The sequence below is a fragment of the Nitrospira sp. Vd2 genome (assembly GCF_979581665.1).
Window position 1 is genome coordinate 13,426 of the sequence record NZ_CEFZSK010000041.1, and the last position, 22,792, is coordinate 36,217.

Here is a 22,792-nt window from a genome sequence, read left to right on the forward strand (position 1 = left end):
GTTGGAGCCACCGCCATCCGTTTTGGTGTCGCTCGTCCGCCGGTCATGATGCCGCAACCTGCATCGAGGGCTCTGCGGGAGCGGTCCAGAGACCCCCTCGTGCGCATCCTCAGGTTTGCCGAACCGTCTCGACATCCCTCCGCAGGGGCCGCCCCGCACTGACCTGTGCTCGGCCGCTTGGCTGGCTTGCTCTAGCTTCTTGAACGCCCGGCACGAAACGTTCCAACTCGCCGACGGCACCGACCAAGCAGGGATGACTACGCTGAAGAAGCTAAGAAACGTCATCCCAATAGAAAACGGGAGGCCCCAATGCGGTACTACCCACTTGTTCCGGCCCTTCTGCTGGTTCTGTCCGGTTGCGCCACGACTCCTGCCTCCTCCATGGGCGATCCCTCGTTTCGGTCATTAGCTGATGCACAGGCGTACTATGATCGATTGGAGCAACAACAAAAAAGATGTTGACGAATTTTCCAAGCATCAAGCGCGCCGCCTGCCCCCCGGAGCCCGGCCAAGTGCCGGAGGTGCGTTCCAGCGATCAGTCGCGCTTGAGCCAATGACGTGCCGGCCGGTGGGGCGCCGACGCGCATCGATGGCAAAGAAGAAACGGCCGCCCTCTTCATAGGGAAGGTGGTTTCAACGGTAGGGCCAAGGATCAGGCCAACAGCGACCTGATTGCTTTCAGTTCCCTCTTCATAGGGAAGGTGGTTTCAACCATATACGCGTGAGATCGTCCGGTAGTCCCGATACTGCTTTCAGTTCCCTCTTCATAGGGAAGGTGGTTTCAACCTGCTGACGGGGTGAACTACCTGGTAATCCCCGCGCTTTCAGTTCCCTCTTCATAGGGAAGGTGGTTTCAACCAGACGCACGAGCCCACTCAAATCGATATCTACCTCTTTCAGTTCCCTCTTCATAGGGAAGGTGGTTTCAACCTTGACTCGCATACGCTCTCGGTCATGATTCATCTCATTTTCAGTTCCCTCTTCATAGGGAAGGTGGTTTCAACGCGGTGTCTGCTCGCCTTCGCCCTGAATGGCCAGCTTTTTCAGTTCCCTCTTCATAGGGAAGGTGGTTTCAACATTCCGGGCTACGGACTCTGCACCGTCCATGATCGTTTTTCAGTTCCCTCTTCATAGGGAAGGTGGTTTCAACTGTGACACCACGGACCGGCCGTCCGGTTTAGATAGATTTTCAGTTCCCTCTTCATAGGGAAGGTGGTTTCAACTACGTTTCGTCCCCCACGCCCTGGCTGCGTGAACATCTTTTCAGTTCCCTCTTCATAGGGAAGGTGGTTTCAACTGTCGTTGTCATACAGCCACCGCCTGTTCGACGATCTTTTCAGTTCCCTCTTCATAGGGAAGGTGGTTTCAACGCCCAGGTCGATGCCTTGATGGTCAAGGCCGAAGAGCTTTTTCAGTTCCCTCTTCATAGGGAAGGTGGTTTCAACTCTTGACGGTCCAATGCCCTTGGGACACGTAGTCACTTTCAGTTCCCTCTTCATAGGGAAGGTGGTTTCAACTATTCTGGAGATCAAACCACACATACGGGTGGATAACTTTCAGTTCCCTCTTCATAGGGAAGGTGGTTTCAACACGCCGAATCCGCTGTTCCCGTACGCGGATAAAGTCTTTCAGTTCCCTCTTCATAGGGAAGGTGGTTTCAACGATTCGCGTTGGTGGCGAGACGTTGCTCAGCCGACCTTTCAGTTCCCTCTTCATAGGGAAGGTGGTTTCAACTTGGTCCGGAGTCGTGCACTCGTATTTTTCCAACCCACTTTCAGTTCCCTCTTCATAGGGAAGGTGGTTTCAACGGTTTTCCTGCGGCCATGTGCATGGCAAGGTGGAGCCTTTCAGTTCCCTCTTCATAGGGAAGGTGGTTTCAACTACGGAAAAGCCCACCGTTTTATGTGGGAATTTATTAACACTTTCAGTTCCCTCTTCATAGGGAAGGTGGTTTCAACAGCGTATTCCGACGTATGCACGCGGTGTGCTTTTCTTTCAGTTCCCTCTTCATAGGGAAGGTGGTTTCAACTGGACGGGGCGATCGACACGCACGCTGTCGGGGCCCGGCTTTCAGTTCCCTCTTCATAGGGAAGGTGGTTTCAACCGCCATAGGCAAGCACGGTCGGGGTGGCATCCTTCACTTTCAGTTCCCTCTTCATAGGGAAGGTGGTTTCAACTGATGCGCAATTGCGTGCGGCAGAGTTAGCGTACACTTTCAGTTCCCTCTTCATAGGGAAGGTGGTTTCAACGGTGACACGATGGGCCGATAGCCGGCTTTTCGTGTCTTTCAGTTCCCTCTTCATAGGGAAGGTGGTTTCAACGTTTGATCGCGAGACGGGGCAGTGTGACGTACCGGGCTTTCAGTTCCCTCTTCATAGGGAAGGTGGTTTCAACGGGCGATCGACACGCACGCTGTCGAATACTCAGATCCTTTCAGTTCCCTCTTCATAGGGAAGGTGGTTTCAACTGTCTTGCTGTCAGCCCGCCGTTTGATCGCGAGACGCTTTCAGTTCCCTCTTCATAGGGAAGGTGGTTTCAACTTCCATGCGGCCGTTCAGGCGTTTCGCAAGCGCAGAGCTTTCAGTTCCCTCTTCATAGGGAAGGTGGTTTCAACTAAGCTCGTCGCATTTCGTCAGTCCAGACTTGCCTCTTTCAGTTCCCTCTTCATAGGGAAGGTGGTTTCAACACCGTGGTCGCCGGCGCGTGCGTGGACAGCTTGGTGCTTTCAGTTCCCTCTTCATAGGGAAGGTGGTTTCAACAATTGGTTGCCGATCCCGGTAAAGTCGAGCAGAAAGTCTTTCAGTTCCCTCTTCATAGGGAAGGTGGTTTCAACGGCGCTAACATGCCACCGGCTGTGGCGAGCCACATCCCTTTCAGTTCCCTCTTCATAGGGAAGGTGGTTTCAACGGTGTGCGCACGCTCATAGCGAGGATCCTCCTCAACCTTTCAGTTCCCTCTTCATAGGGAAGGTGGTTTCAACGCGTATGACTCCTTGCTGTCCAGTTTCTCCGCGTTCCTTTCAGTTCCCTCTTCATAGGGAAGGTGGTTTCAACAATCCAACTGACGACCAGTGACGCCAAGTTACTCACTTTCAGTTCCCTCTTCATAGGGAAGGTGGTTTCAACTGTAGCCCGTGGTGACCATGGTGAGCGGTTCCCACATCTTTCAGTTCCCTCTTCATAGGGAAGGTGGTTTCAACTGAGGAAATTTTTTCACGCACAGGCTTTTTTTTTACCTCTTTCAGTTCCCTCTTCATAGGGAAGGTGGTTTCAACATTCTGGCATGCCAACAGCCATTGTCATAAATCACTTTCAGTTCCCTCTTCATAGGGAAGGTGGTTTCAACGACCAAACGGCACAGGGTTTCCAGGATAATGACGTCTCTTTCAGTTCCCTCTTCATAGGGAAGGTGGTTTCAACTCAGATCCTTCATCGCGACCGCAAAGTACGCCTTGCCTTTCAGTTCCCTCTTCATAGGGAAGGTGGTTTCAACGGGTTGGACAAAAGAACCGGGCGCCGAAGGATGTCGCTTTCAGTTCCCTCTTCATAGGGAAGGTGGTTTCAACGGCCTGGTGCGCCGATACGGCGACGATTTATCTGCCTTTCAGTTCCCTCTTCATAGGGAAGGTGGTTTCAACACGGAATTGTGGGCCTGTAACAAGGCGGATCATTTCCCTTTCAGTTCCCTCTTCATAGGGAAGGTGGTTTCAACGCCGCCATAGACTGGGCCGCGCGTCGACGCAACGGACTTTCAGTTCCCTCTTCATAGGGAAGGTGGTTTCAACGCTTCGCCAAGTACGTATCAAATTGGCCTTGCAAGACTTTCAGTTCCCTCTTCATAGGGAAGGTGGTTTCAACTTGAAACCGTCCTCGGGAGTGGAACCGGACTGATCCTTTCAGTTCCCTCTTCATAGGGAAGGTGGTTTCAACACATTGAGAATCCCTGCGCGTTCTCGTCCGTCAAGACTTTCAGTTCCCTCTTCATAGGGAAGGTGGTTTCAACTGAGCGTGCGCACGCCTAAAGATCGGGTGGGGTGCTTTCAGTTCCCTCTTCATAGGGAAGGTGGTTTCAACGCGGAAGGAGATTGCGGAAGACTTCAATTTTACAACCTTTCAGTTCCCTCTTCATAGGGAAGGTGGTTTCAACTACCAACTGTACCAAGCCTCCACGTATGATGGCCAGCCTTTCAGTTCCCTCTTCATAGGGAAGGTGGTTTCAACCCCGTTCTCGCGATACTCATCCACCACGGCAAACACTTTCAGTTCCCTCTTCATAGGGAAGGTGGTTTCAACCCGGCGGGAGTGGATCACGCCGCCGATGATTCTCACCTTTCAGTTCCCTCTTCATAGGGAAGGTGGTTTCAACGCAGTCGGGGAAAACCGGTCACGAATCGCCCCAAACTTTCAGTTCCCTCTTCATAGGGAAGGTGGTTTCAACCGCTATCGGGCTATGATCGACTTGGTCTATAACCTCTTTCAGTTCCCTCTTCATAGGGAAGGTGGTTTCAACAATGTGTACGCCGGCCTTGGGTTCAGCCAACGCGCTTTCAGTTCCCTCTTCATAGGGAAGGTGGTTTCAACTACCGTGAGATCGCGGCACGCGACCCGACCGCGAGCCCCTTTCAGTTCCCTCTTCATAGGGAAGGTGGTTTCAACATCAAGGCCCATCTCCCTAGCGACCTCTTCACAATCTTTCAGTTCCCTCTTCATAGGGAAGGTGGTTTCAACGACCCAGAGTTCTTTATGGTTTTGGGCGGTCTGCTCTTTCAGTTCCCTCTTCATAGGGAAGGTGGTTTCAACTGCGTCACACAATCCTCAAACTCATCAGTGCCGCACTTTCAGTTCCCTCTTCATAGGGAAGGTGGTTTCAACGTTCACCGCGAATCAGGGCATGATTTTAGATCTCCGCTTTCAGTTCCCTCTTCATAGGGAAGGTGGTTTCAACTGGGTGTCGCGGTCGGCTGTCCGTGTGGTCGTCAGATCTTTCAGTTCCCTCTTCATAGGGAAGGTGGTTTCAACAGGCTCCAGAAAATAGCGCCTGGCGCGACACGCATCTTTCAGTTCCCTCTTCATAGGGAAGGTGGTTTCAACATTCTCCAACCCTCTCATGAAGGCCAGTCGTGCAGCAGGCTTTCAGTTCCCTCTTCATAGGGAAGGTGGTTTCAACGCTGTACGCGCCTGGGCCAGGAATGCATACAGCTTCCTTTCAGTTCCCTCTTCATAGGGAAGGTGGTTTCAACAATTGGTTTGTCGCGATAAATGGCATCCTGTATCTCTTTCAGTTCCCTCTTCATAGGGAAGGTGGTTTCAACGATACATTCACTAATCGCTGTAAGTATGCGAGACTACACTTTCAGTTCCCTCTTCATAGGGAAGGTGGTTTCAACACACAGTGGCGAGCCACATCCTTCATTTATGACAACTTTCAGTTCCCTCTTCATAGGGAAGGTGGTTTCAACTGTTGACAATGCGCCACCCGTACACATCAGATGTCTTCTTTCAGTTCCCTCTTCATAGGGAAGGTGGTTTCAACTCCTTGCACACGCGGGGAGTCACCACGTGGCACACTTTCAGTTCCCTCTTCATAGGGAAGGTGGTTTCAACCACGTCTTGCGAAAATATGCGTCGGATATTCAGCAACTTTCAGTTCCCTCTTCATAGGGAAGGTGGTTTCAACTGCGCATGAAGCGTATTCCGGTGTATGCGCGCGAGGTGCTTTTCTTTCAGTTCCCTCTTCATAGGGAAGGTGGTTTCAACTCAGAGCGGGCAGGTCAATAACATTCTGTTGTCCGCCTTTCAGTTCCCTCTTCATAGGGAAGGTGGTTTCAACCAACGTGGATGTCCTACTAACGAGTCGTTGATGCACTTTCAGTTCCCTCTTCATAGGGAAGGTGGTTTCAACGACCAAGACGTCATCCCAGAGAAAAAGTCTATTCCTCTTTCAGTTCCCTCTTCATAGGGAAGGTGGTTTCAACAATCCCCAGTGCCAATCCATACTCCGACATCAACCACCTTTCAGTTCCCTCTTCATAGGGAAGGTGGTTTCAACATTCGATGCCGACTGGGAAGCGAATAATCCCCCAACCGCTTTCAGTTCCCTCTTCATAGGGAAGGTGGTTTCAACTCGGAACTGATCGCGGAAGGGCCGCGCCCCACCGGTCTTTCAGTTCCCTCTTCATAGGGAAGGTGGTTTCAACGGAGCGAGGCCAAGGCTTCGCGTTGGCTGAACCCACTTTCAGTTCCCTCTTCATAGGGAAGGTGGTTTCAACAAGGCCGTGCCAACTACGTGCCATGTGACCAACACTTTCAGTTCCCTCTTCATAGGGAAGGTGGTTTCAACGACGAAGAGAAATGGGAGTACGTCCCGTATATGCCTTTCAGTTCCCTCTTCATAGGGAAGGTGGTTTCAACTAAGTTTGCCGGCGATATTCCCGGCGCCAGACAATTGCTTTCAGTTCCCTCTTCATAGGGAAGGTGGTTTCAACTTGTACTCGGTGGCCGCCCGGTACCCAGTAATATTCCTTTCAGTTCCCTCTTCATAGGGAAGGTGGTTTCAACATAGTTGCCAATCTGGCGTGAACGGCTGTGCCAAACTTTCAGTTCCCTCTTCATAGGGAAGGTGGTTTCAACGGAAAGCTGTTCGTCACGCATGATATCGGGTACGCCTTTCAGTTCCCTCTTCATAGGGAAGGTGGTTTCAACTGCCGCACAGTCTCAATTTCTTGTTGTTTCTCTTCGCTTTCAGTTCCCTCTTCATAGGGAAGGTGGTTTCAACGCAAGCCCAAAAATTTGAGGAATGGCGAATTCAGCCTTTCAGTTCCCTCTTCATAGGGAAGGTGGTTTCAACCGCTCGGGAACCCATCAAAATCGTGTAGGAAAATGCATCCCGGCCGGACCGACATTTCGAAAATAGGAGTTCTGCGTAAAACCGGCTTGGGTTTGCGAAACCGCCTATCGGGCCCGCTCTCGGACGCTACACCGATTCGGAGAGTCAAAAGATATCTCCACAATAATTGCGATACTCGCATTCGTGGCACCGGGTACGAACGGGCGTCGGTTCCGGCACACGCTGGGAGACAATCATGTCCCGAATCCTATCAAGAGCGTGTAGGGTGTCGGTTCGGCACGCATCATCAAACGTGATCGGCTCAATCCGCTGCCCGGGAATCAAGTAAATAAACCCCTGACCGACCGCCGTCCCATAGATATTCTCGACCAGCAGGGCGTATCCGCAAAGCTGCCGCACGTGATTCGATCGAACCGGCCCCGTTGATTCCTTGAAATCGACCGGATACCAGCCGGTGGAGGATTCGATCAATAAATCAAGCTTGCCGGAGAGGGCCAGGGATTCCGACACGAGCCACATGTGAAAGTGTCGCCGGCCGTCCGGCAATCGGTACCGCTTGACGGTCCGCCGCTGCTCCAATGTGTCGATCCTTGCTTCGGCGGATCGGCCGTGCTCCATCTTAAATGTGGCCTTGCGATCTGCCGGCATGACGTACTGGTAGTACACGACGCGCGGGCAATACTCATACTGCTTCAGGTCGTTGACCCGCAGCATCAATTTCGGCGGTGCTGCCACCATCTCCCTCGGCATTGTCGATCTCTCGCTGGTCTCGAATATCTTTTTCACAGACCGGCTGCAACAGAATTTTCCCCGGGCCGCGGCCCAGTGTCTCGTCCAACCGAAGGAACAATTCTTCACGGCGGTTTCGCGTGAGGTACCCGGCAAAAGCGCTGAATTGAATGCGCGTTAGCCCATAGTCCTTGCACACCTCGGCGATCCGGGTGCGGACGGCATCGTCCGGGATGTCATACAGGACGTACGTCTGAACTTCATCCAACGGTCATCACCACTTAAAGGTGAACGGCGTATAGGATCCCTCCCGGCGCAGAAAGCTGCACAAGGATCGTGCCTGCATTTGAATGATCGACTTGATCTGGTACTTCTTGCCTTTCACCGACTCGGTCGACTCCAGCCGTTCCAAAATCTTGGCGGCGTAGCGTGCGCGGGTGTCCTCATCCAGCATCCCATCTTTTATCGTGACCGCTTCACCGAGATTCACGTGTGCAATGACCGTGCGATCGACCACCGGTTGCCGAAACTCCTCCACGAGGTCCAGCACGAGAGACGGTTTGCCGGGCCGGTCCACATGCAGGAAGCCGGCAAACGGTTCCAAGCCCGCATTCAGCACCGCACCCCAGACCTGGGAGTAGAGAATGCCATAACCGTAATTGAGCAAAGCGTTGACCACATCGGTCGCCCCTCGGTGCTCGCGGCCCATGAATTCCATCCGTTGGCTGATAATGTCTTTCACCCCATCCCAGTACAGGCGTCCCGCCGTGCCTTCATAGCCCATCAACGAATCCCGCACATCATCGATGCGGAGACCGGTCACCTGACCGATAGCAGGCTTAAGCGCCTTGATGTGGTCGGCCACGCGATCCACGCGCGCAAATCGCTCGGGATCGGCCTGCTTCAAATATTTGCCGAAATAGCGCAACAGCCGTTCCTGATTGATCAGCTTGCCGGTGACAATCAGCTTGGCAAAGGCCACGCCGCGCTCGTCATCGAGAGCCGCTAACTGCTGGCGTCGTGAGATCACCGTGGCCGTCAGCATGGGAGAGGAAAGCATCGCATAGGGCTTGCCGCCGCTCGTAAGGAAACTCAGCCGGATGCCCCGCTGGCACAGCTCTTCAATTAAATCCGAAGACAGCGTCACGCCGCGCGAGGCTACGACCACCTCGCTCAAGCGAAACAAGGGGAACTCATAGACGACGGTCTTGTTCTGCCGCACCAGCAGCCGCTCGCTCTTTTTGGACAGAAACATGCCAAAGCCGGACAAGACCACCTGCGACGTGTCGCCGGTCTTCACCATCCGGATGCCGTCGTTGATGATCCGCTCCTCGCCGTCGGGCGGCTCGGTCTCAATCGGCACCACCACCGCCTCCGGCTTGCCGGTGAAGAGATTGATCTGCGCCGGAGGCAATTCGCGGGCAGGTGTCGGCCGTTCCGGATGAACACGGGGGAGGGAATCGGGCTCTGCCATAGGCTCAGTCATGGAGAGATCGCAGAGTGTAGCCAAAAGTAACGGAATTGACGACTGTTATCGGAATCGTTACACTATTTTCAAAACGGGAGCATAGTGCCATGGCTGTCACACAACTCTCTGGAAAGGGCCAACTCTTGATTCCCAAGCAGTTGCGGAAGAAGCTGGGGTTGAAGCCCGGGGGCAAAGTCCAACTCGCTGAAGAGGAAGGGCGCCTCGTTCTTACGGCAGTCCCTGCCGATCCGATCGCCGCCGCCACAGGATTTCTCAAAGGCAAATTCTCCCTGACCCAAGACTTACAGCGCGAGCACCGCGATGAGGCCCGGCGTGAGCGAAAAGCTCGTGCTCGATAGCTTTGCGCTGGTGAGCCTCTTTCACCGGGAAGCCGGGTGGGAGCGCGTGCAAACTGCGCTGTATGGCCAAGAGAAAGCGCGAACCCGTGCCTTCCTCAATTGGATCAACTGGGGTGAATTCTTCTACATCGTCAAGCGCCGAGTCGGTGCCGCCAAGGCCGTGGAAGCCCTGTACCTGCTGGAGCAACTTCCCATTGAGCTGTTCCCTGTGGACCAGTCGCTCGTCAAAGCCGCGGCCGAGATCAAAAGCGATCATGCCGTCTCCTATGCCGATGCCTTCTGCATCGCCACCGCCCAACGCGTCGACGGGACCGTGCTGACCAACGATTCAGGGTTCCGCACCGTTGAACATCTCATCAAGATCCGGTGGCTCACCAAGTAGGGTTCGCCGTCACCCCACGCGACTTCCGGTCCGTCTCCACGGGCGGCAGCGCCGCGCCGGAGAAGGGCGGTGCGACATTCCTTGTCTTCCAGACCAGCCGGGCCGATGATGGTTCGCTGTTGCCTCGCCTCGCTGCGGGCCACCGGATTTGACCACGAGCAGGTCCACATCGCTGTCCGGTCCGATTTGCCCATGGGCGGCATGCGCACTTCAACAATGCGGCGCACGATTTCGTCGAGCGACTCTGTCAATTGGCATGCCGTGCATTGACTGTTAACCTCCGCGAGAGTTCGAGCAGCAGCAGCGCCTGCTCGCGCTCAGGCAGGCGGGCCGCGCCGTCGAAGGCGAGCACCAAAATGACTGGAACCCAGGGCGGCCGTTCCGGTGCCACCGCTAATCCTCTGGCTTTGCGCGGACCCGAAACGGATTGATCACCGTAATGTCGGGAATCTTTTTGAAGTCCCGTTCATTCTCCGTGACGATGGTGCTGACTCCATGTTCCAACATGCACGCCGCGATCAGCGCATCCCAGTATGGCGCTCCTGTCTGCTCGACGAGCCCAATGGCTGCCATCATGGTCTGTGCTTGTCTGTCGATCACGAGCCAGCGGCCTGAACGAAGGATGTCGGAGAGAATCATGCGAGCGCTCGCGATAGAGATTGGATGCTCGACCTTCTTGGTCACGGCAACGAAGAACTCGGACAGGTTCTGAAGAGTGAGTACGCCACCCCCTCGATCCCAGACTTCATCAAGCAGAGCCCGAGCGACGTGGCGCTTGGCCCGCTCTGATACGTCGTAGGCGTAGACGAGGATGTTCGTATCAATAAGCCTATTGTCCACGCTCATGCAGCTCTTCTCGCTTCCTATACCGGAGCTTCCCCATCGCAAATCCCTTTTCAAGCAAGACCTTCTGGCGGCTGATGATGTCCTCCTCTTCTTCCTCTGTGGCTTTCACCAGCACCAGGGCCTCAGTTCCATCCGCTACATCTGGTTTTTCCTTGAGCACCACGGTGCTCCCTTTGACGATGCCCTTATAGGTTTTCATGGCGTGTTCTCCCTTGCCAGCCAAAGAGCGTGCTACGCATTATCGCCCAACGCCTACCGTTCGTCATCTCATTCCGCTTGGGTCCAAGCCTGCCGCCGCCAGCGCTCCAGCACCAGCAGCGTCGCGCCGGAGAACGGCAGTCTGTCCGTTCCTTCCAGAAGAGCCGGGCCGATGATGGTTCGCTGTTGCCTCGCCTGGCTGCGGGCCACCGGATTTGACCACGAGCAGGTCCACATCGCTGTCCGTGCCACGCGCCGCGCATCCGAATAAAATGATCCGGTCCGGCCGCGCGACTGCGACAACGCGGCGAATGATCTTGTCGAGAATGCGCTGATCAACCGTCAGACATTCACCTTCCCCATACACCGCTGCCTCCCTTCAGCTCATCGATGAAGAACGCCGCAACTTCAGGATGGATGCGGGGGAGGGGAGCAGGTTCAGGCGCGGGCGCACTCATGGTTAGGCTCTTGTGACGGGAGAAGCGTCAGCCGACCAAGACGACATCGAATGCCAACTGCTCCGCGACCTCATGTTGTCGTCTGTCGGCGGTGATGAACGGAATCCGGAGGCGCGACAAGCTCTGAAAGAGCAGCGCTGACGCGACATGGATGGCATCCAGTGTCCGGAGCGTGGTCCCGGCGACGAGTTCCTCCGCCTTGTTCAACACCAACGGATTCACCTCGACCAATTCCCAGTAGGCCCGGTCATGTTGCATGCGCGACACAATGGCTTGAAAGTGTCGCTCCGCAAGGTCCCCCTCTGTACGGCGCCGAGACAACGACGACAGCATCTCCACCGGAGCAAGCGCGGAGACGAGGAGGCGATGGCGGCGCAGCAGGGCACGGGCGTGGGTTGAGCCCGGTTCCTGAAGGTACCGTTTTACCAGCACACTGGTATCAACATACGCCCAGGCGGCCGGCATTACGACGCGTCCCGTTCTTCACGAAGGGTGCGTGAAAGCGGCGCTCCCCTGACCGGGCGCGGCCTCCATGGCGGCAAGGGTCGTGATGTTGCGGCAGCCCGCAACAGGCCCTCCGCTTCCAACCGTCGGATCACGGCGTCACCCTTGGCCAATGGCTCCAAGGGCTTGATCACCGCAATGGGTTTGCCCCGTTCCGTCAACACCACCTCACGCCCGCTCTTGACCGCCTGGACCGCTTTCGAGAAGTGCTGGTTCGCCTCCCGTAACCCCATGCGCATCAGGCTGTCCCTCCAAATGTAGTAATGTCACTACAATAGAGGAACAAGGCGACACCGTCAACCAGTGTTGTGCCAGTCGCTCTCGATGCGGGACGCCCGCCTTGACAACCAGAAGATCAAGATCACCGTCCGGTCCCATCTCGCCACGCGCGGCCGAACCGAACAAAATGATCCGCTCCGGCCGCGCGACTGCGACAACGCGGCGAACGATCTTCTCGAGAATGCGCTGATCAACCGTCATGCCGTGCACCGACCGTCATCCTTCTCGATAGTTCGAGAAGGAGCAGAGCCGCTCCGTCGAAGGCGAGCAGGTACGGGCCGCCCTCGAAGACGGGCAAGGGGCCAATCAAAGATCTCACAAACAATTCTTCATGTGCTTAAATCCAAGGCTCTTTTATGCGATTCCAAACTTGACAGGAGAGCCCTATGCTTTGTCCGTTGTGGCTACCAGTAAAGATGGAAACGCCTGCTCGAAACTTCATTCCGCTCTCCCAAGTACAAGGTAATATGTCCCATTCCATTTGCTTACCTCGGAGACGCGAACGAACTGGCACGTAGTGAACGAGCATCTGTCCGGGTAGAAGTTGCTGTTTGGGTAGAGAGCCCATTTCTGCAATAGGCACTAAAGCCAAAGTCTCTTCGAGGCCGGTTGCGGTAGCCCTCGTGAGTTCTACGATTTCTGGTTGTGAATAATAGGCGATTTGAAGGCCTCCCTTCTTTGCTAGCGGGGCTAGACGACCCCGGACCACAAGAGAAAGATTCTCTAATTGCCCACGTTCTCGGGAGGCCATGATAAAAGTGATGGCATCCGCCAAAGTTTCTTCCACAACAGCCAGCTTCTTGCCTTCATTCCGTCCAGCAGACCAAACCGTTGCCTCGTAGTTGAAGATCGAGCCGAGATGCGAACGAAAGTGCCGACGGGAGATTTGAGATTGATGGGGATATGCGCCTAATGCAAAGGCTCTTTCGTATCCGGATATGTCTTGCAGTCGTCTTGCATCTAATCCAAGGGAGTTGCCTTCATGCCAACGATGCTGGCCTACAAGCTCGGCAAGACAACCAGATGCTCCAGTCGGCGGCAAAAAGGGGTAGCTGGACCATGTCACGTTGGACTTGAGGGCATTCCGAGCCATCAGCGGCGTGAGGAGTGTCCCTCGGAGCAAGAGCACAAAGAGAAGATCGTTATTCATCTCCACCACTGCTTTCTTCTTTAATCGATTCGTCCGCCGCTACATTGGAGTCGTCTCCGGCTGCTCCAGCACTTTCTGTGCCGCCTCCTTTTTTCTGAATGGCTTGGGCATATCCTCTGACCTCTGTTTGAAATTGAGACCGCCAACTTGAATCTGCAAGGTTCTTCTGAGCCTCCATCTGTTTCTGCCGCAGGTAGCCCAGAGCCTGGCTCCCATAGTAGCGTTTCATGAGTTCGTCAGAACCCTGGTGGACAACGAGGAAGTTTTCCTGTGTTTCAATCGTCAGCTCGATGTTTCCTCCTTTTGCTGTCAACTTCTTCTCGCCTGACTCGACGGCAAACCCTTGCTTCTGTAGCTGGGCTTGAAAGGAGAGGAGACAGACTGGACTATTCCGGGTTGGCATGAAAAGTTCAATGGCTTTCTTATAATCCGCTTCCCAACCAGCAACCTTAGGAGCGGAAAGAGGAAAAATGCCGACTGGAGATTCGTCTACCACCAGCACTGGCTCATGATTATGCTCTACAAACCGCATTCCCCCTTGAGCCCGTGAAGCGGCTGTATAGCGGTTGGCGTTCAGATTTTCCAAAAAAGCGTGAGCAAAGACACCGATCTCCCAATCAAGCACGTGAATGAGGGATGTATAGAGAGGGAAATGTGTCCCGGCAACAATCATCTCTTCTTCATGTATACCGGCAGCGCGAGCCGTGGTTTGTGATTTTTCATCCACTTGGTTTCTCGAATGCCGGTTAAGGCAACGAGAGGTCTCCTCAAATGAGACCGACGTGGCATAGAGCACACGAGACTTGGCGTTGATTCCCTTGACTTCACTTCCCTGTTCCTGGGTGGTTCCCGTAAAACCGTAGAGCCAGCAGATCGGGCACACACCGCAGAGCTTTGGGATGTAGCAGTCACCACCGTTCCAGCCGACGCGGTCGCGAAACTCATGGATTGTTCGCCGATCCACACCGCGGCGTTTCGTTCCCGCCCATATCGCTTTCTCTACACCGCCATTCGGACCCAGAACCGTATCTTTCTCCGTTATGGTCGTGGCAATGTCGGTGCCGTCGCCGAATCGAACCTGGCCGGTAACTTCTAATAAGGCGCTTATAAGCACCGTCTTCGTTCCAGTGGCATTAACGCCTGTGTGTTGGGTTACGGACAACTTGCCACTTCCACCGGATAGGGTCGCGCCGCTTTGTCCTTCTTGTCTCTTGGGCCGAGCCATTTCGTTTGCCTCCTTTGCCTATCTGATCGATACGTTACGAACATTCAACATTAAAAGAGCGAGGGTACGAGCTTGCACTTCACCAAGGAACTTGGCCCAGAGACCTGGATCTTTACCGTGTTTTTCTTGAAAGCTCTCAATCTTAATTTCAAGGGTGGTCTTCGGATGTTGATCTCGAAACACTGCCCATAGCCTAGCGGTTTCTTCAGCCGATTTGCCTTCAACGGTGGGCTTGCTTCCGTAGAGTTTCTTTAGAGATTGCGATTTGGCCAAACCGTCACCGTCCCGCTCTGCTGAGTCGGCCTCTTGACAAATAGCATAAAGGAATTTTGCCACACGGCCATCCTTAAAATCACGGACAATGAGGACCGTGTATTTGCGCGCTATGCCTGAAACAGCGGACCCACTTTTACAAACTTCCCTCTGAACAAGTGGGCAGACCAAATCCAGGAGGTAGTTCGAAAACTCAATCACGTCCCCATAAAAGTCAGAACTCATGGCATTCCCTCCGAGTCCCAGTGCCAGTTTGATTGCATATTGCGGAATTCCTATGAATTCTCTCTCGAAAGCCCGAAGTCCTCTACTCAAGACATTGCGTTCAAAGCCTTTCTCTGGTTGCTGTGCCTGCGTAGCTAGATAAAGCGCAGAGAATGGGCGCCCCTCAATGAGCGCGCGAGTAACTCGTTGAGCAACAACCTTGCGGTCTTTGGTCTCGTAGTGCCTTGGCATGCGGGCGAAGTGCGACAAGCCAATGGCCACATGAGGGTAAATCTCCGACCAGAAGTGAGGTTGGCTCCCCTCGATCTGGACCCGCATCGGCCGGTCAAGGTGCTGAAGCAGCGGCGTGTGACGCCGCAATTCAACGTAGACCTGCGTCTTGGAGTCCATCCTTCCCTGCCGGGAATTCTTCGACAGCAAGAGATAGCGGCTGGGAAGAATCGAAAGTGCCCCAACCCGATTCAGGGTTTTTAGTGCCACCGCACCGGAGATTCCCTGCAGGTGCTCGTGCAAGGCGAAGAATTCGAGGAAGTTGTCGGAAGGAAACTCAACTACGCTCGTGTCGCTATTCGGATAAATTGACGAGAGGTAGGCGACGAACGCACAGTTGCTGCAAAGCCTGGGCTCGACGAACGCTGTTGGAGACTCGTACCAGCGTTTTTTGGACTCAGGTAAGAAGCTCGCCGTGCCCTTTAGCAGGTCAGATCTCGCTCCGCACACGACGCAGCGACTGCCGGACGCCAACGTAAGCGCGGAGACAGTCATCGAGGCCGACGATGCTTCGAGTCGTGTGAGGCTGAATGGCGGTGAGAAATTTGAGTCCGGCCCACCCAGAACACTGATGTTGCCGAGTGGGGGAACTCGGAGAATCGTTCTTGCTCCGGGTGGGTCGGGCTTGTTGACGAACCGGAGGGCAAACCTCTTCTCTTCCGGCACATTTCTCAAAATCGTCACTGGCCAGCCGAAGATCGCGATGTTGTTGCGGTCAGTCTTTCTTGCCAGGTACCAGGCGACGACGTTCTTGCAGGTCTCTGAAACAGCAGCGTTGACCTCTGCCAATGCTTTGTCTTCCTTGTTCTTGAGGAACGCAATAAGATTGTCTTTGCGAAATGAAGAGGACAGATCGTCCAGCAATTCCTTCCATTGCTTCAATTCTTCGTCGTTCAACGATACCGGCTTCATCGCGGCAAGATGAGATACAAGAGACGAAATCAGCTTTTGGTCCCTATCGTTGTTGTCTAGGGTGCGCGCCACCCATCGGTCCAGTTCACGAGTGCCAGATCGGCGCCGCTCCAGTTTACTCAATGCCTCTTCAACGCCCTTGTCGATCTCGTCCGCCCTCGCGCTCGTGTCCTTGTCGTCTGTTCGCGGCCAAACAGCATCTCGCCGTCCAGCTTTGCGGTTTCTGCCGCTTCCTTCGCCGCGCCACAACCCTCGCACATTTCGAAAGGCCATCGGCTTGACGGCATCCTGCGCCGCTTTGACCATCAATCCAGCAATGCCGCAGGCAATGCTCATGGGGTCTGATCCGTTCAAGCCTTGCCTCCAAAGGTGTTCGACGGTCCAATTACCTTCGGCAGTAACCGACAAGCCGCTTCTCCACCCTTGGATATCGTCCCGGGAATAAAAATCGAGCCGCATGCCACCTTGAGTTTGGAACTCCCGCTCGTGGCGCGGCAGGATTTCCAAGAGAACCCGGAAGAGTGCGCTCCGGGCGAGAGGGTCTGTTATGGTGATCGCCCCGATATTCCCCACAGCCGACAGAGCCGCTTCGATTCCGTCGCGAAGCGCGTCCTCCGCAAGCTTGGAGTTTTGGAACTCATCCCAGACTTGCTCTGCGTCGTCTGGAAGCGGTGAAGCTGGCTCGGCCGGTTGCTCGGGAGCCCAGAGCAACGCCATACCTTCGGTCACTTGAAGCGGAACTGCCGCGTGGCAGTGATAGATGTGCTTCAGTAGCAGCCCTGTGAACACGCCGTAGGCTATCCGCATCCGAGGCTCCACCGGGACGGGCACTGTCAGTAAGTGCGTCGGGGGCGGGACCGATACATGATTTGCTTGCGTGGACGTATTCCGTAGATATCGGATGAAGAACCCGTCGTCATCCCGAGCAAATAGCCCTGCCGCACGCAATAGGTTGCGAAAGTCCGCTTCGGCACGATCTCCAAGATGAGGCTTCACGGTCAATGCAGCAGCCACGGCCTTGCGCGGCGCATCGGCGTGTGCGAGCAGAGACCAGATGATTAGTTGAATGGCTTCCTGACGGTTCATAATCTGGCCCTTCGCGCGCGCGGGCGTCTGCTCGCCTGCTGTTGCGGATCTGTCGCCGATGTACGCGCGCCGGCTACCAACTGTCTCAGGTCCCAATCCACCGCCACGGGGTAATATCTCACGAGCAGTTCTTTCTCACGCACATCTCCAGTCTCGCCCGGCAACTTGGGCCGTTGCAGGTGTACAACACCGACTTGAAGGTCGTGGTCTGAGCCTCGCGCAGCAGTCTCGATAGCAACCTTGATCTCCACGTCACCGAAGAAATCCACGCGCTCGGGTTTCTCCAACCCACCCTCGAGGTGCTGAACGACGTGCTCCGCCCAGCGAGATCCGGCGTGGTCGGCGACGATAAGCCGGTAAAGGTCGCGCGCGATGCTATCGCCGTGTTGGGCGCATGCGCCAATGATGCGATCGGGTTGGAAAGAGTGGTGCAAGCGAACAAGGTTGAGAACATAGTCGCGTTGCGCTGGGTCTTCAGCCAGAACGACTGAGCCGTCGCGGTACGGGAGCAGGTCGCCGTCTGTAGCCTCAGCAGCGTGGTTGCCAAACGGAGGATCGAGGTCAACTCGGACCTCGCTCACAACTTCGTCATCAAGTCGCACGGGCCAAAGTCGTCTTCGCTTCGGATCATTAACAAATTTCAAGAACCCCTGGGATGCATCCCAGGCCGAGAGGCTCCTGGAAACCCGCCCGTTTCCATAGAAGTCGAGCAGCAGATCCTCCTCGGACGGAGCAGACTTGCGGCCGCATGCATGAAAGAAGTCGTAGCGGGCACCGACCTTCTTGTGGACGTCATGGAGGACAGCGCCAGCGTGCTGTACCTCGGTTGCGTCGGGGAAAAGCCAATCGAGCATTTCAACGACGTGGCGCACATGTTCTTCGACGGAGATGAGCACTAACTTGCTGAGAATGAACGGGTCTTTCACGCTCCGCACCTGGATGATCTTGCCCGGAACAAAGATTTGAGGATATGGGTTCGGGGTGGTCACGCTGTGCCGCCTTCCGCCGACTGGTCTTCATCATTGGGCTCAAACCAGTAGAGCGGCAATTCGTATCTCCCTTTCTCCTTTCGCAGGAGCACCTTACGGGCTCTGAGCTGAGGTGAAGGCGAGAAGACCTTCGGCTCTTGGTCTAGCTTTCCAAATCGAGGCAGGTAGCAGAGACCGATGTTGGGGTCCTCGTAGGGCCAGGTGCTGTTGTGCTCCACCTCAGTGCCTTCACGCCGACTACCCATGATCAGAATCAGTGGCAGCCCCAATGCGTAGATGGGCTGCACTTTGTTCTCGTCTTGCTTGCGGCTGCGTGCGCTGACGCCGGCTAGTCTCAAGGCTTCGATGAGCGTCCTGTCTTTGGACCCTCCCACAGCAACGCGCTGCGTGTACTGACTCGCCTCGTTGTACCCTTCGAATACCCATGCGCAGTACGGCGCAATATCTGCAGCACCTGAGAGTGGCAGCAATAGCTTCTCCTTGAGGTCTTTCGCACGCCAGAAGTCGCGGGCAGGAATTCCCGCAATATAATCTTTCCCATCTCGCTGCTCGCTGTGGACAAGCGCGATAGACGGTTCCCAGTCTCGCGTAATGACCACACCCTTTTCCCAAAGCTCCTGGTTCTCTTGAACGAAGTCATACACGTATCGGTACAGACTCTGATCCTGGAGATATTCGAGGCGAAGGTGAATCCGACTCAAATCTGGAATGGAGTTGTGCTCGTTCAGATCCTGCTTTACTTCGGCATCAATCGAGCTGCCCACAGCTCGATCCTTGAAAGCTTCCCACAGCACTCGGCCACGCCGTCTCTGGCCGCCATCGTCGTTGATCAAATAGACCTCGCCGGACTCGCCCGGACGGCGGGCGCAACGGCCTATGCGCTGTACGAAGCTGTCGCACTCGCATAGGTCCGTGATCATAACGTCCGAGGATACGTCGACTCCCATCTCCATCGCGGACGTCGTCACGAGGATGAATGGTTCACCCTTCTTGAGGCTGCCATCTGCGTTCGGCTTCCAGCCTTCATCGAGTTCCTTCAAGCGCTGAAGAACTTCCTTCCGATACTCCGACATCTGATGGCCATGGTAGGTGAGAATATTGCCTCTCACCCTGCCTGCACCATCTGCTTGTGCAACAGCAGCCTGAGGAGGCCTGCCTGGGCGTACTTCAAAGTCGTGAACCAACCGCTTCCAAACCTCGTGAAGGGTGCGTCCTTTGGCTCGGTCGGTATCGCGAGGCGGCACAACGGTGTCGAGAACGATGATCACACGCTTGCCTCGGTTGAAAGCATCGAGCGCTTTCTCGACGATACTAGAGGAAGCAATGCATCCTGCGTAGGACAGTCTCCCGGATCTGGATTCATTGTCCGCAACCTTCTCGAAGAACGGACCTTCGTCCGTGCTGCGGGGGAAATAGCGGCGATCGGCGTCTTCAAGCGCGTCGATGAGAACCGGCGGAAGGGTGGCCGAAAGGAGAACCGTTTGAACGCTGCGCTCGTATGTCAACTTCTTGAGCAGGAACCAGAAGTGGGAAAAGGCGACCTGCTCGTATGCGTGCGCCTCATCCAGGATCAACGTAGTACCGCGTGTGTCGCCGAATCCGATGCGGTAGGGGTAGAGATAGCTCCATCGCTTCTTTCCATAGCCGAAGAACCGGTACAGGAATTTGTCAAGGCTCGAGAGGATCACATCGGCACGATAAAAGGTTCTGTCGTCCTCGTCGCCGGTGTCGACCACAATTGTTTTGCCAGCTGCAAGATGTCCGACGCGCGGCAGCTGATCCTGAAGCAGTGCCTTGGTCGGGTAGAGCGCGATGATTCGGCGGCCGGTCGCGAGGGCTGGCAGAAAGGCTGCCTCGGTCTTGCCGCTCCCGGTTCCTGCAGAGATGAGCACATTGAGTCCGTCTACAATGCCGTGCCAAGCCTCCCGCTGAAATGAATGCGGTTTGGTGATACCTGCTGTCCGGTATGCGGAGATAATATCAATCATTAAGCGTCATCTCCGTCAGCCTCTACTTGAACAAGTTGCTCCTCAGGATAGGTTCCATCTCGGTTCTTGCGAGCTTCTGCTTCCAGCCACGGGCCTGCATCCAGGACATCGCTTTTGACAGAAGCTCTGATCGCTCCATGGTGGTGCTTTCAACCTCTACGCGTCAGTCACAACCGTATACCGCCCGTTTCCCCACACCGCATATTTCCCCACGTGGGTAGACCGTTTTCCGTTCACCGTTACCCGTTCACCGTGATCGGTCGTCGGAAGACGGACAACAGGTTATCTGTGAACTGTTTTCCGTAACCCGTCGACCGCTAACGGATAACAGTCAACGGGCAACGGAAGACGGCCATCGGTCGACGGGCAACAGAGAACGGGCAACCGGCATTTAGTCCTCCACGGCATTCTTGGCGCCTGCGCGCGTGGGTTCCAGGCCGATGGCGCGGGCCAGCTCCCGGTGAATCCGCGCGACGCGCTCGACTTGGCCTTTCGCCGGGAAGCGTTCGTAGAAGCCGTCGGCCCGGAACTGCCGGGCCAGGTCTTTCCATGGAGCCAGGCGCTGCGCCCAGCGCGTGAGGCGCTCGCCGGCTGCGCCGCGATCCTGCGCGGCCAGATCGGCGCAGACCCGCACCAGGGCCTTGATCGTCACGGGCTTGGTCACCATGTAGCTCGCATGCCCCCAGGCCTCGCCCCAGACCCGTTCCGCCGCTTTGAAGAAATCGCGCACGAGCCCGTAGAACCGCATGGCTTCCTGGGCGCCGGTGCCTTCCTTCGCGAGCCGCTTCCAGTCGCGGGTCACCCAGCGGTGCAGCTCGTTGAACAGTTCAGCCTGGAGAATCCACTTCTCCTGTTTGCTGCGCCCGCCAAGGCGGTTGATCCGGTAGCGGAGGGGGCTGTCCGGCTCGCTGTAAAGGGACTCGACGATCCGCGCGGCGAATTTCTTGTCCGGGGCCGCCCAGGACACGCGTTCATAGAGGTCCACCAGGTGGCTCTTGTTGATGCGTGTCGGCGTTGAATTGATGATGACGAACATCTCGGTGGCAAAGTCTTCGCTGCGGCCGTCGAAGATGATGCACGGGATGTGAATGGTCCGGGCGTCGTCGGGATGCGTGTGGTGATAAAAGTGCAGCGCGGCCAGGCGATGCTGGCCGTCGATGATCAGGTAGTCGCCGCCGGGTTCCTCCAGATGGCCGGCGTGCTGGAAACTGCCGACCGGTTCGAACCGGAGCCGCTCCGGGGTGAACAGCAACACGGTGCCGGGGATGGGCGGCTGGCTCACCGCGGTTTCGTAAAAGTTCGTGATGGCCCGCACCTTGGCGCGCGAGAGCTGCCGCTGGAAGGCCTTGTCGCTGCGCTCGATTTTGGCAATGAATCGTTCGATGTCGTCTTCTTCGGAGGCTTCCTCCGGCACGATCTGTTCGCCCTCGCCATAGAAGCGGCTCATGAAGCGGACTTTCCGAAGCAGGTCCTCCGCCGGATACGCGACGAAGTAGAATAGGCCATCTTCTGACGGACTTGGGTAGCCAGCATGGCTGCATCTCCTTAAATGAAAGAGGCTGTTCCTCCTCTACCACAGGCGCGTGACATCCGAGGTCACAAACCGTGAACCGTGATCCGTCTTCCGTAACCCGTAACCCGTAGCCCGTTTACCGTGAACGAACAACGGTCGACGGCTCACGGACAACGGCTCACTCTGCGATCTCATACCGCCCATTTCCCCACACGGCATACTTCCCCACATGCGTGTACTGGCCCAGGACCAAGAGCGGCAGAAATTCTTCGAAGTCCCCTTCATACGTCACCTCGCCGACGAAGCCGCCCATGTCGTGGGCGTGGCCGGTGCGCCAAGATTTTCGGTCGCGGTCTTCCTGATCGGAAGCTCTCAGCTCCGGGTTATGCGCCGACTGATCTCCTCTATGAATTCACGCGCTGCCGAGATTCCTGCACGAGCTTGCTCATCTGAAATGGCGGTGAGGCCGTAGTCGCCTTCAACACGATCTTCGAATCCGTCGCGGAGGTGCTGAAAAAGTTGTGGGGGCAGCTCGCCGCTTTTGACGAACTGCTCATTGAACGCCGCAATGACGGCTGAGTGTTTGGACCGGCGGATGTCTCTCGTGAGGAGCAGCGCCTGGGCGGCATAGAACATGCCGTAGTACGCACGAGACACGGCGAAGTCATAATCGCCGCCTTCAAGGAGCCGCTCTGCGGCGTGAAGACTGCGCTGCGCCTTGTCCAGGAGTTCCTGGATTTCCTTGTGGTTCATACGGCGATGCCTTCCTCCCGGATGTTCCGAAAAATGGAATAGTCGCCGCGTTCTCTCTTCAGGGCTCGATCAACGGTCAGGAGCGAGAGGATGATTCCCGTGTCCATCGAGACTTCTCCGGCGATGCGCCGAATGCGTTGTTTCTCGGGGAACGACACGGTTTCCGTCTCGACCTCCAAGAGCACATCCATATCGGAGTCCGGTGCCGCCTCGCCTCGTGCCCGCGAGCCAAAGAGAGTCATGTGAATGTTCCAGTTCGGGAACTCTCGTGTGAGACGTGTTCGAAGTTCGCCAAGGGCTTTTCGCTCGAGTGGTGAAAGCTGATCAACCGTTTTCATG

At 55.7% G+C, this 22,792-nt stretch carries 19 protein-coding genes, 1 pseudogene and 1 CRISPR repeat array; of the genes and pseudogenes, 2 read left to right on the forward strand and 18 right to left on the reverse strand.

From position 1 onward, the window contains the following. The first annotated feature begins 675 nt into the window (after nt 1-675). Nucleotides 676-6,846: a CRISPR direct-repeat array (repeat unit 37 nt; unit sequence CTTTCAGTTCCCTCTTCATAGGGAAGGTGGTTTCAAC). A gap of 144 nt (nt 6,847-6,990) precedes the next feature. From cas4 to cas1, 3 genes are read right to left on the reverse strand one after another with little or no spacing between them, the layout of a single operon-like run. Next, nucleotides 6,991-7,584: a CRISPR-associated protein Cas4 gene (cas4, locus tag AC1U7K_RS17685; protein WP_480253100.1), complete on the reverse strand. Its 594-nt coding sequence runs from the start codon at nt 7,582-7,584 to the stop codon at nt 6,991-6,993. Next, the gene (cas2, locus tag AC1U7K_RS17690; protein ID WP_480253102.1) at nt 7,529-7,843 is read right to left on the reverse strand and encodes a CRISPR-associated endonuclease Cas2; all 315 of its coding nucleotides are present in this window, start codon (nt 7,841-7,843) and stop codon (nt 7,529-7,531) included. Before cas2 ends, cas4 begins: the two co-directional genes overlap by 56 nt. Before the next feature lie 6 nt (nt 7,844-7,849). Next, nucleotides 7,850-9,049, reverse strand: coding sequence for a CRISPR-associated endonuclease Cas1 (gene cas1 / locus AC1U7K_RS17695; protein ID WP_480253104.1), 1,200 nt, complete (start codon nt 9,047-9,049; stop codon nt 7,850-7,852). 101 nt (nt 9,050-9,150) lie between these two features. On the opposite strand from cas1, the gene AC1U7K_RS17700 reads away from it, so the two are divergent. Together AC1U7K_RS17700 and AC1U7K_RS17705 are read left to right on the forward strand one after the other, a co-directional pair. After that, nucleotides 9,151-9,402 carry an AbrB/MazE/SpoVT family DNA-binding domain-containing protein gene (locus tag AC1U7K_RS17700; RefSeq protein WP_480253106.1) on the forward strand — a complete coding sequence of 84 codons (252 nt, stop codon included), beginning with the start codon at nt 9,151-9,153 and terminating at the stop codon, nt 9,400-9,402. After that, nucleotides 9,377-9,784, forward strand: a complete 408-nt coding sequence (locus tag AC1U7K_RS17705; protein WP_480253108.1) for a PIN domain-containing protein — start codon at nt 9,377-9,379, stop codon at nt 9,782-9,784. The genes AC1U7K_RS17700 and AC1U7K_RS17705 overlap by 26 nt, the downstream gene beginning before the upstream one ends. 247 nt (nt 9,785-10,031) lie before the next feature. On the opposite strand, the gene AC1U7K_RS17710 is transcribed toward AC1U7K_RS17705, so the two are convergent. From AC1U7K_RS17710 to AC1U7K_RS17780, 15 genes and pseudogenes are all read right to left on the reverse strand, one after another. Beyond that, complete coding sequence (locus AC1U7K_RS17710) at nt 10,032-10,175, reverse strand: hypothetical protein (protein WP_480253109.1); 144 nt, start codon at nt 10,173-10,175, stop codon at nt 10,032-10,034. 2 nt (nt 10,176-10,177) lie between these two features. After that, a complete protein-coding gene (locus AC1U7K_RS17715; protein ID WP_480253111.1) occupies nt 10,178-10,630 on the reverse strand; it encodes a PIN domain-containing protein in 453 nt (150 codons plus the stop codon). Continuing rightward, nucleotides 10,614-10,829: a hypothetical protein gene (locus tag AC1U7K_RS17720; RefSeq protein ID WP_480253113.1), complete on the reverse strand. Its 216-nt coding sequence runs from the start codon at nt 10,827-10,829 to the stop codon at nt 10,614-10,616. The genes AC1U7K_RS17715 and AC1U7K_RS17720 overlap by 17 nt, the downstream gene beginning before the upstream one ends. A gap of 484 nt (nt 10,830-11,313) precedes the next feature. Continuing rightward, a complete protein-coding gene (locus AC1U7K_RS17725) occupies nt 11,314-11,751 on the reverse strand; it encodes a type II toxin-antitoxin system VapC family toxin (protein WP_480253115.1) in 438 nt (145 codons plus the stop codon). After that, on the reverse strand, nt 11,751-12,029 hold the full coding sequence (locus tag AC1U7K_RS17730; protein ID WP_480253117.1) for a type II toxin-antitoxin system Phd/YefM family antitoxin: 279 nt from the start codon (nt 12,027-12,029) through the stop codon (nt 11,751-11,753). Before AC1U7K_RS17730 ends, AC1U7K_RS17725 begins: the two co-directional genes overlap by 1 nt. Then, entirely contained in the window at nt 11,959-12,270 is a 312-nt protein-coding gene (locus AC1U7K_RS17735) for a nucleotidyltransferase domain-containing protein (protein ID WP_480253119.1), read from the reverse strand. The genes AC1U7K_RS17730 and AC1U7K_RS17735 overlap by 71 nt, the downstream gene beginning before the upstream one ends. A gap of 136 nt (nt 12,271-12,406) precedes the next feature. Further along, nucleotides 12,407-13,219 (reverse strand): hypothetical protein, encoded by an 813-nt coding sequence (locus AC1U7K_RS17740; RefSeq protein ID WP_480253121.1) that lies wholly within the window; start codon nt 13,217-13,219, stop codon nt 12,407-12,409. Continuing rightward, nucleotides 13,212-14,444, reverse strand: coding sequence for a hypothetical protein (locus AC1U7K_RS17745; protein ID WP_480253123.1), 1,233 nt, complete (start codon nt 14,442-14,444; stop codon nt 13,212-13,214). The genes AC1U7K_RS17740 and AC1U7K_RS17745 overlap by 8 nt, the downstream gene beginning before the upstream one ends. A gap of 18 nt (nt 14,445-14,462) precedes the next feature. Next, nucleotides 14,463-17,210, reverse strand: a complete 2,748-nt coding sequence (locus tag AC1U7K_RS17750) for a hypothetical protein (protein WP_480253124.1) — start codon at nt 17,208-17,210, stop codon at nt 14,463-14,465. Then, entirely contained in the window at nt 17,207-18,199 is a 993-nt protein-coding gene (locus AC1U7K_RS17755) for a hypothetical protein (RefSeq protein ID WP_480253126.1), read from the reverse strand. The genes AC1U7K_RS17750 and AC1U7K_RS17755 overlap by 4 nt, the downstream gene beginning before the upstream one ends. Continuing rightward, the gene (locus AC1U7K_RS17760) at nt 18,196-20,187 is read right to left on the reverse strand and encodes a DEAD/DEAH box helicase (RefSeq protein ID WP_480253128.1); all 1,992 of its coding nucleotides are present in this window, start codon (nt 20,185-20,187) and stop codon (nt 18,196-18,198) included. The genes AC1U7K_RS17755 and AC1U7K_RS17760 overlap by 4 nt, the downstream gene beginning before the upstream one ends. Before the next feature lie 391 nt (nt 20,188-20,578). Beyond that, nucleotides 20,579-21,676, reverse strand: a pseudogene (locus tag AC1U7K_RS17765) (DGQHR domain-containing protein); the annotation flags it as partial. Between the two features lie 202 nt (nt 21,677-21,878). Beyond that, nucleotides 21,879-22,112: a CRISPR system precrRNA processing endoribonuclease RAMP protein Cas6 gene (gene cas6 / locus AC1U7K_RS17770; protein ID WP_480253326.1), complete on the reverse strand. Its 234-nt coding sequence runs from the start codon at nt 22,110-22,112 to the stop codon at nt 21,879-21,881. Beyond that, nucleotides 22,073-22,453 (reverse strand): HEPN domain-containing protein, encoded by a 381-nt coding sequence (locus tag AC1U7K_RS17775; RefSeq protein WP_480253130.1) that lies wholly within the window; start codon nt 22,451-22,453, stop codon nt 22,073-22,075. Before AC1U7K_RS17775 ends, cas6 begins: the two co-directional genes overlap by 40 nt. Then, nucleotides 22,450-22,791 carry a nucleotidyltransferase family protein gene (locus AC1U7K_RS17780; RefSeq protein WP_480253132.1) on the reverse strand — a complete coding sequence of 114 codons (342 nt, stop codon included), beginning with the start codon at nt 22,789-22,791 and terminating at the stop codon, nt 22,450-22,452. The genes AC1U7K_RS17775 and AC1U7K_RS17780 overlap by 4 nt, the downstream gene beginning before the upstream one ends. Between the last annotated feature and the right edge of the window lies 1 nt (nt 22,792).

Coding starts and splice junctions, on each gene's coding strand:
- AC1U7K_RS17775 (WP_480253130.1), bottom strand. CDS start 22,453: ATGAACCACAAGGAAATCCAGGAACTCCTGGACAAGGCGCAGCGCAGT.
- AC1U7K_RS17735 (WP_480253119.1), bottom strand. CDS start 12,270: ATGACGGTTGATCAGCGCATTCTCGAGAAGATCGTTCGCCGCGTTGTC.
- AC1U7K_RS17750 (WP_480253124.1), bottom strand. CDS start 17,210: ATGAACCGTCAGGAAGCCATTCAACTAATCATCTGGTCTCTGCTCGCA.
- cas4 (WP_480253100.1), bottom strand. CDS start 7,584: ATGGTGGCAGCACCGCCGAAATTGATGCTGCGGGTCAACGACCTGAAG.
- AC1U7K_RS17780 (WP_480253132.1), bottom strand. CDS start 22,791: ATGAAAACGGTTGATCAGCTTTCACCACTCGAGCGAAAAGCCCTTGGC.
- AC1U7K_RS17700 (WP_480253106.1), top strand. CDS start 9,151: ATGGCTGTCACACAACTCTCTGGAAAGGGCCAACTCTTGATTCCCAAG.
- AC1U7K_RS17715 (WP_480253111.1), bottom strand. CDS start 10,630: ATGAGCGTGGACAATAGGCTTATTGATACGAACATCCTCGTCTACGCC.
- AC1U7K_RS17725 (WP_480253115.1), bottom strand. CDS start 11,751: ATGCCGGCCGCCTGGGCGTATGTTGATACCAGTGTGCTGGTAAAACGG.
- AC1U7K_RS17760 (WP_480253128.1), bottom strand. CDS start 20,187: ATGATTGATATTATCTCCGCATACCGGACAGCAGGTATCACCAAACCG.
- cas1 (WP_480253104.1), bottom strand. CDS start 9,049: ATGGCAGAGCCCGATTCCCTCCCCCGTGTTCATCCGGAACGGCCGACA.
- AC1U7K_RS17720 (WP_480253113.1), bottom strand. CDS start 10,829: ATGAAAACCTATAAGGGCATCGTCAAAGGGAGCACCGTGGTGCTCAAG.
- AC1U7K_RS17730 (WP_480253117.1), bottom strand. CDS start 12,029: ATGCGCATGGGGTTACGGGAGGCGAACCAGCACTTCTCGAAAGCGGTC.
- AC1U7K_RS17745 (WP_480253123.1), bottom strand. CDS start 14,444: ATGGCTCGGCCCAAGAGACAAGAAGGACAAAGCGGCGCGACCCTATCC.
- AC1U7K_RS17740 (WP_480253121.1), bottom strand. CDS start 13,219: ATGAATAACGATCTTCTCTTTGTGCTCTTGCTCCGAGGGACACTCCTC.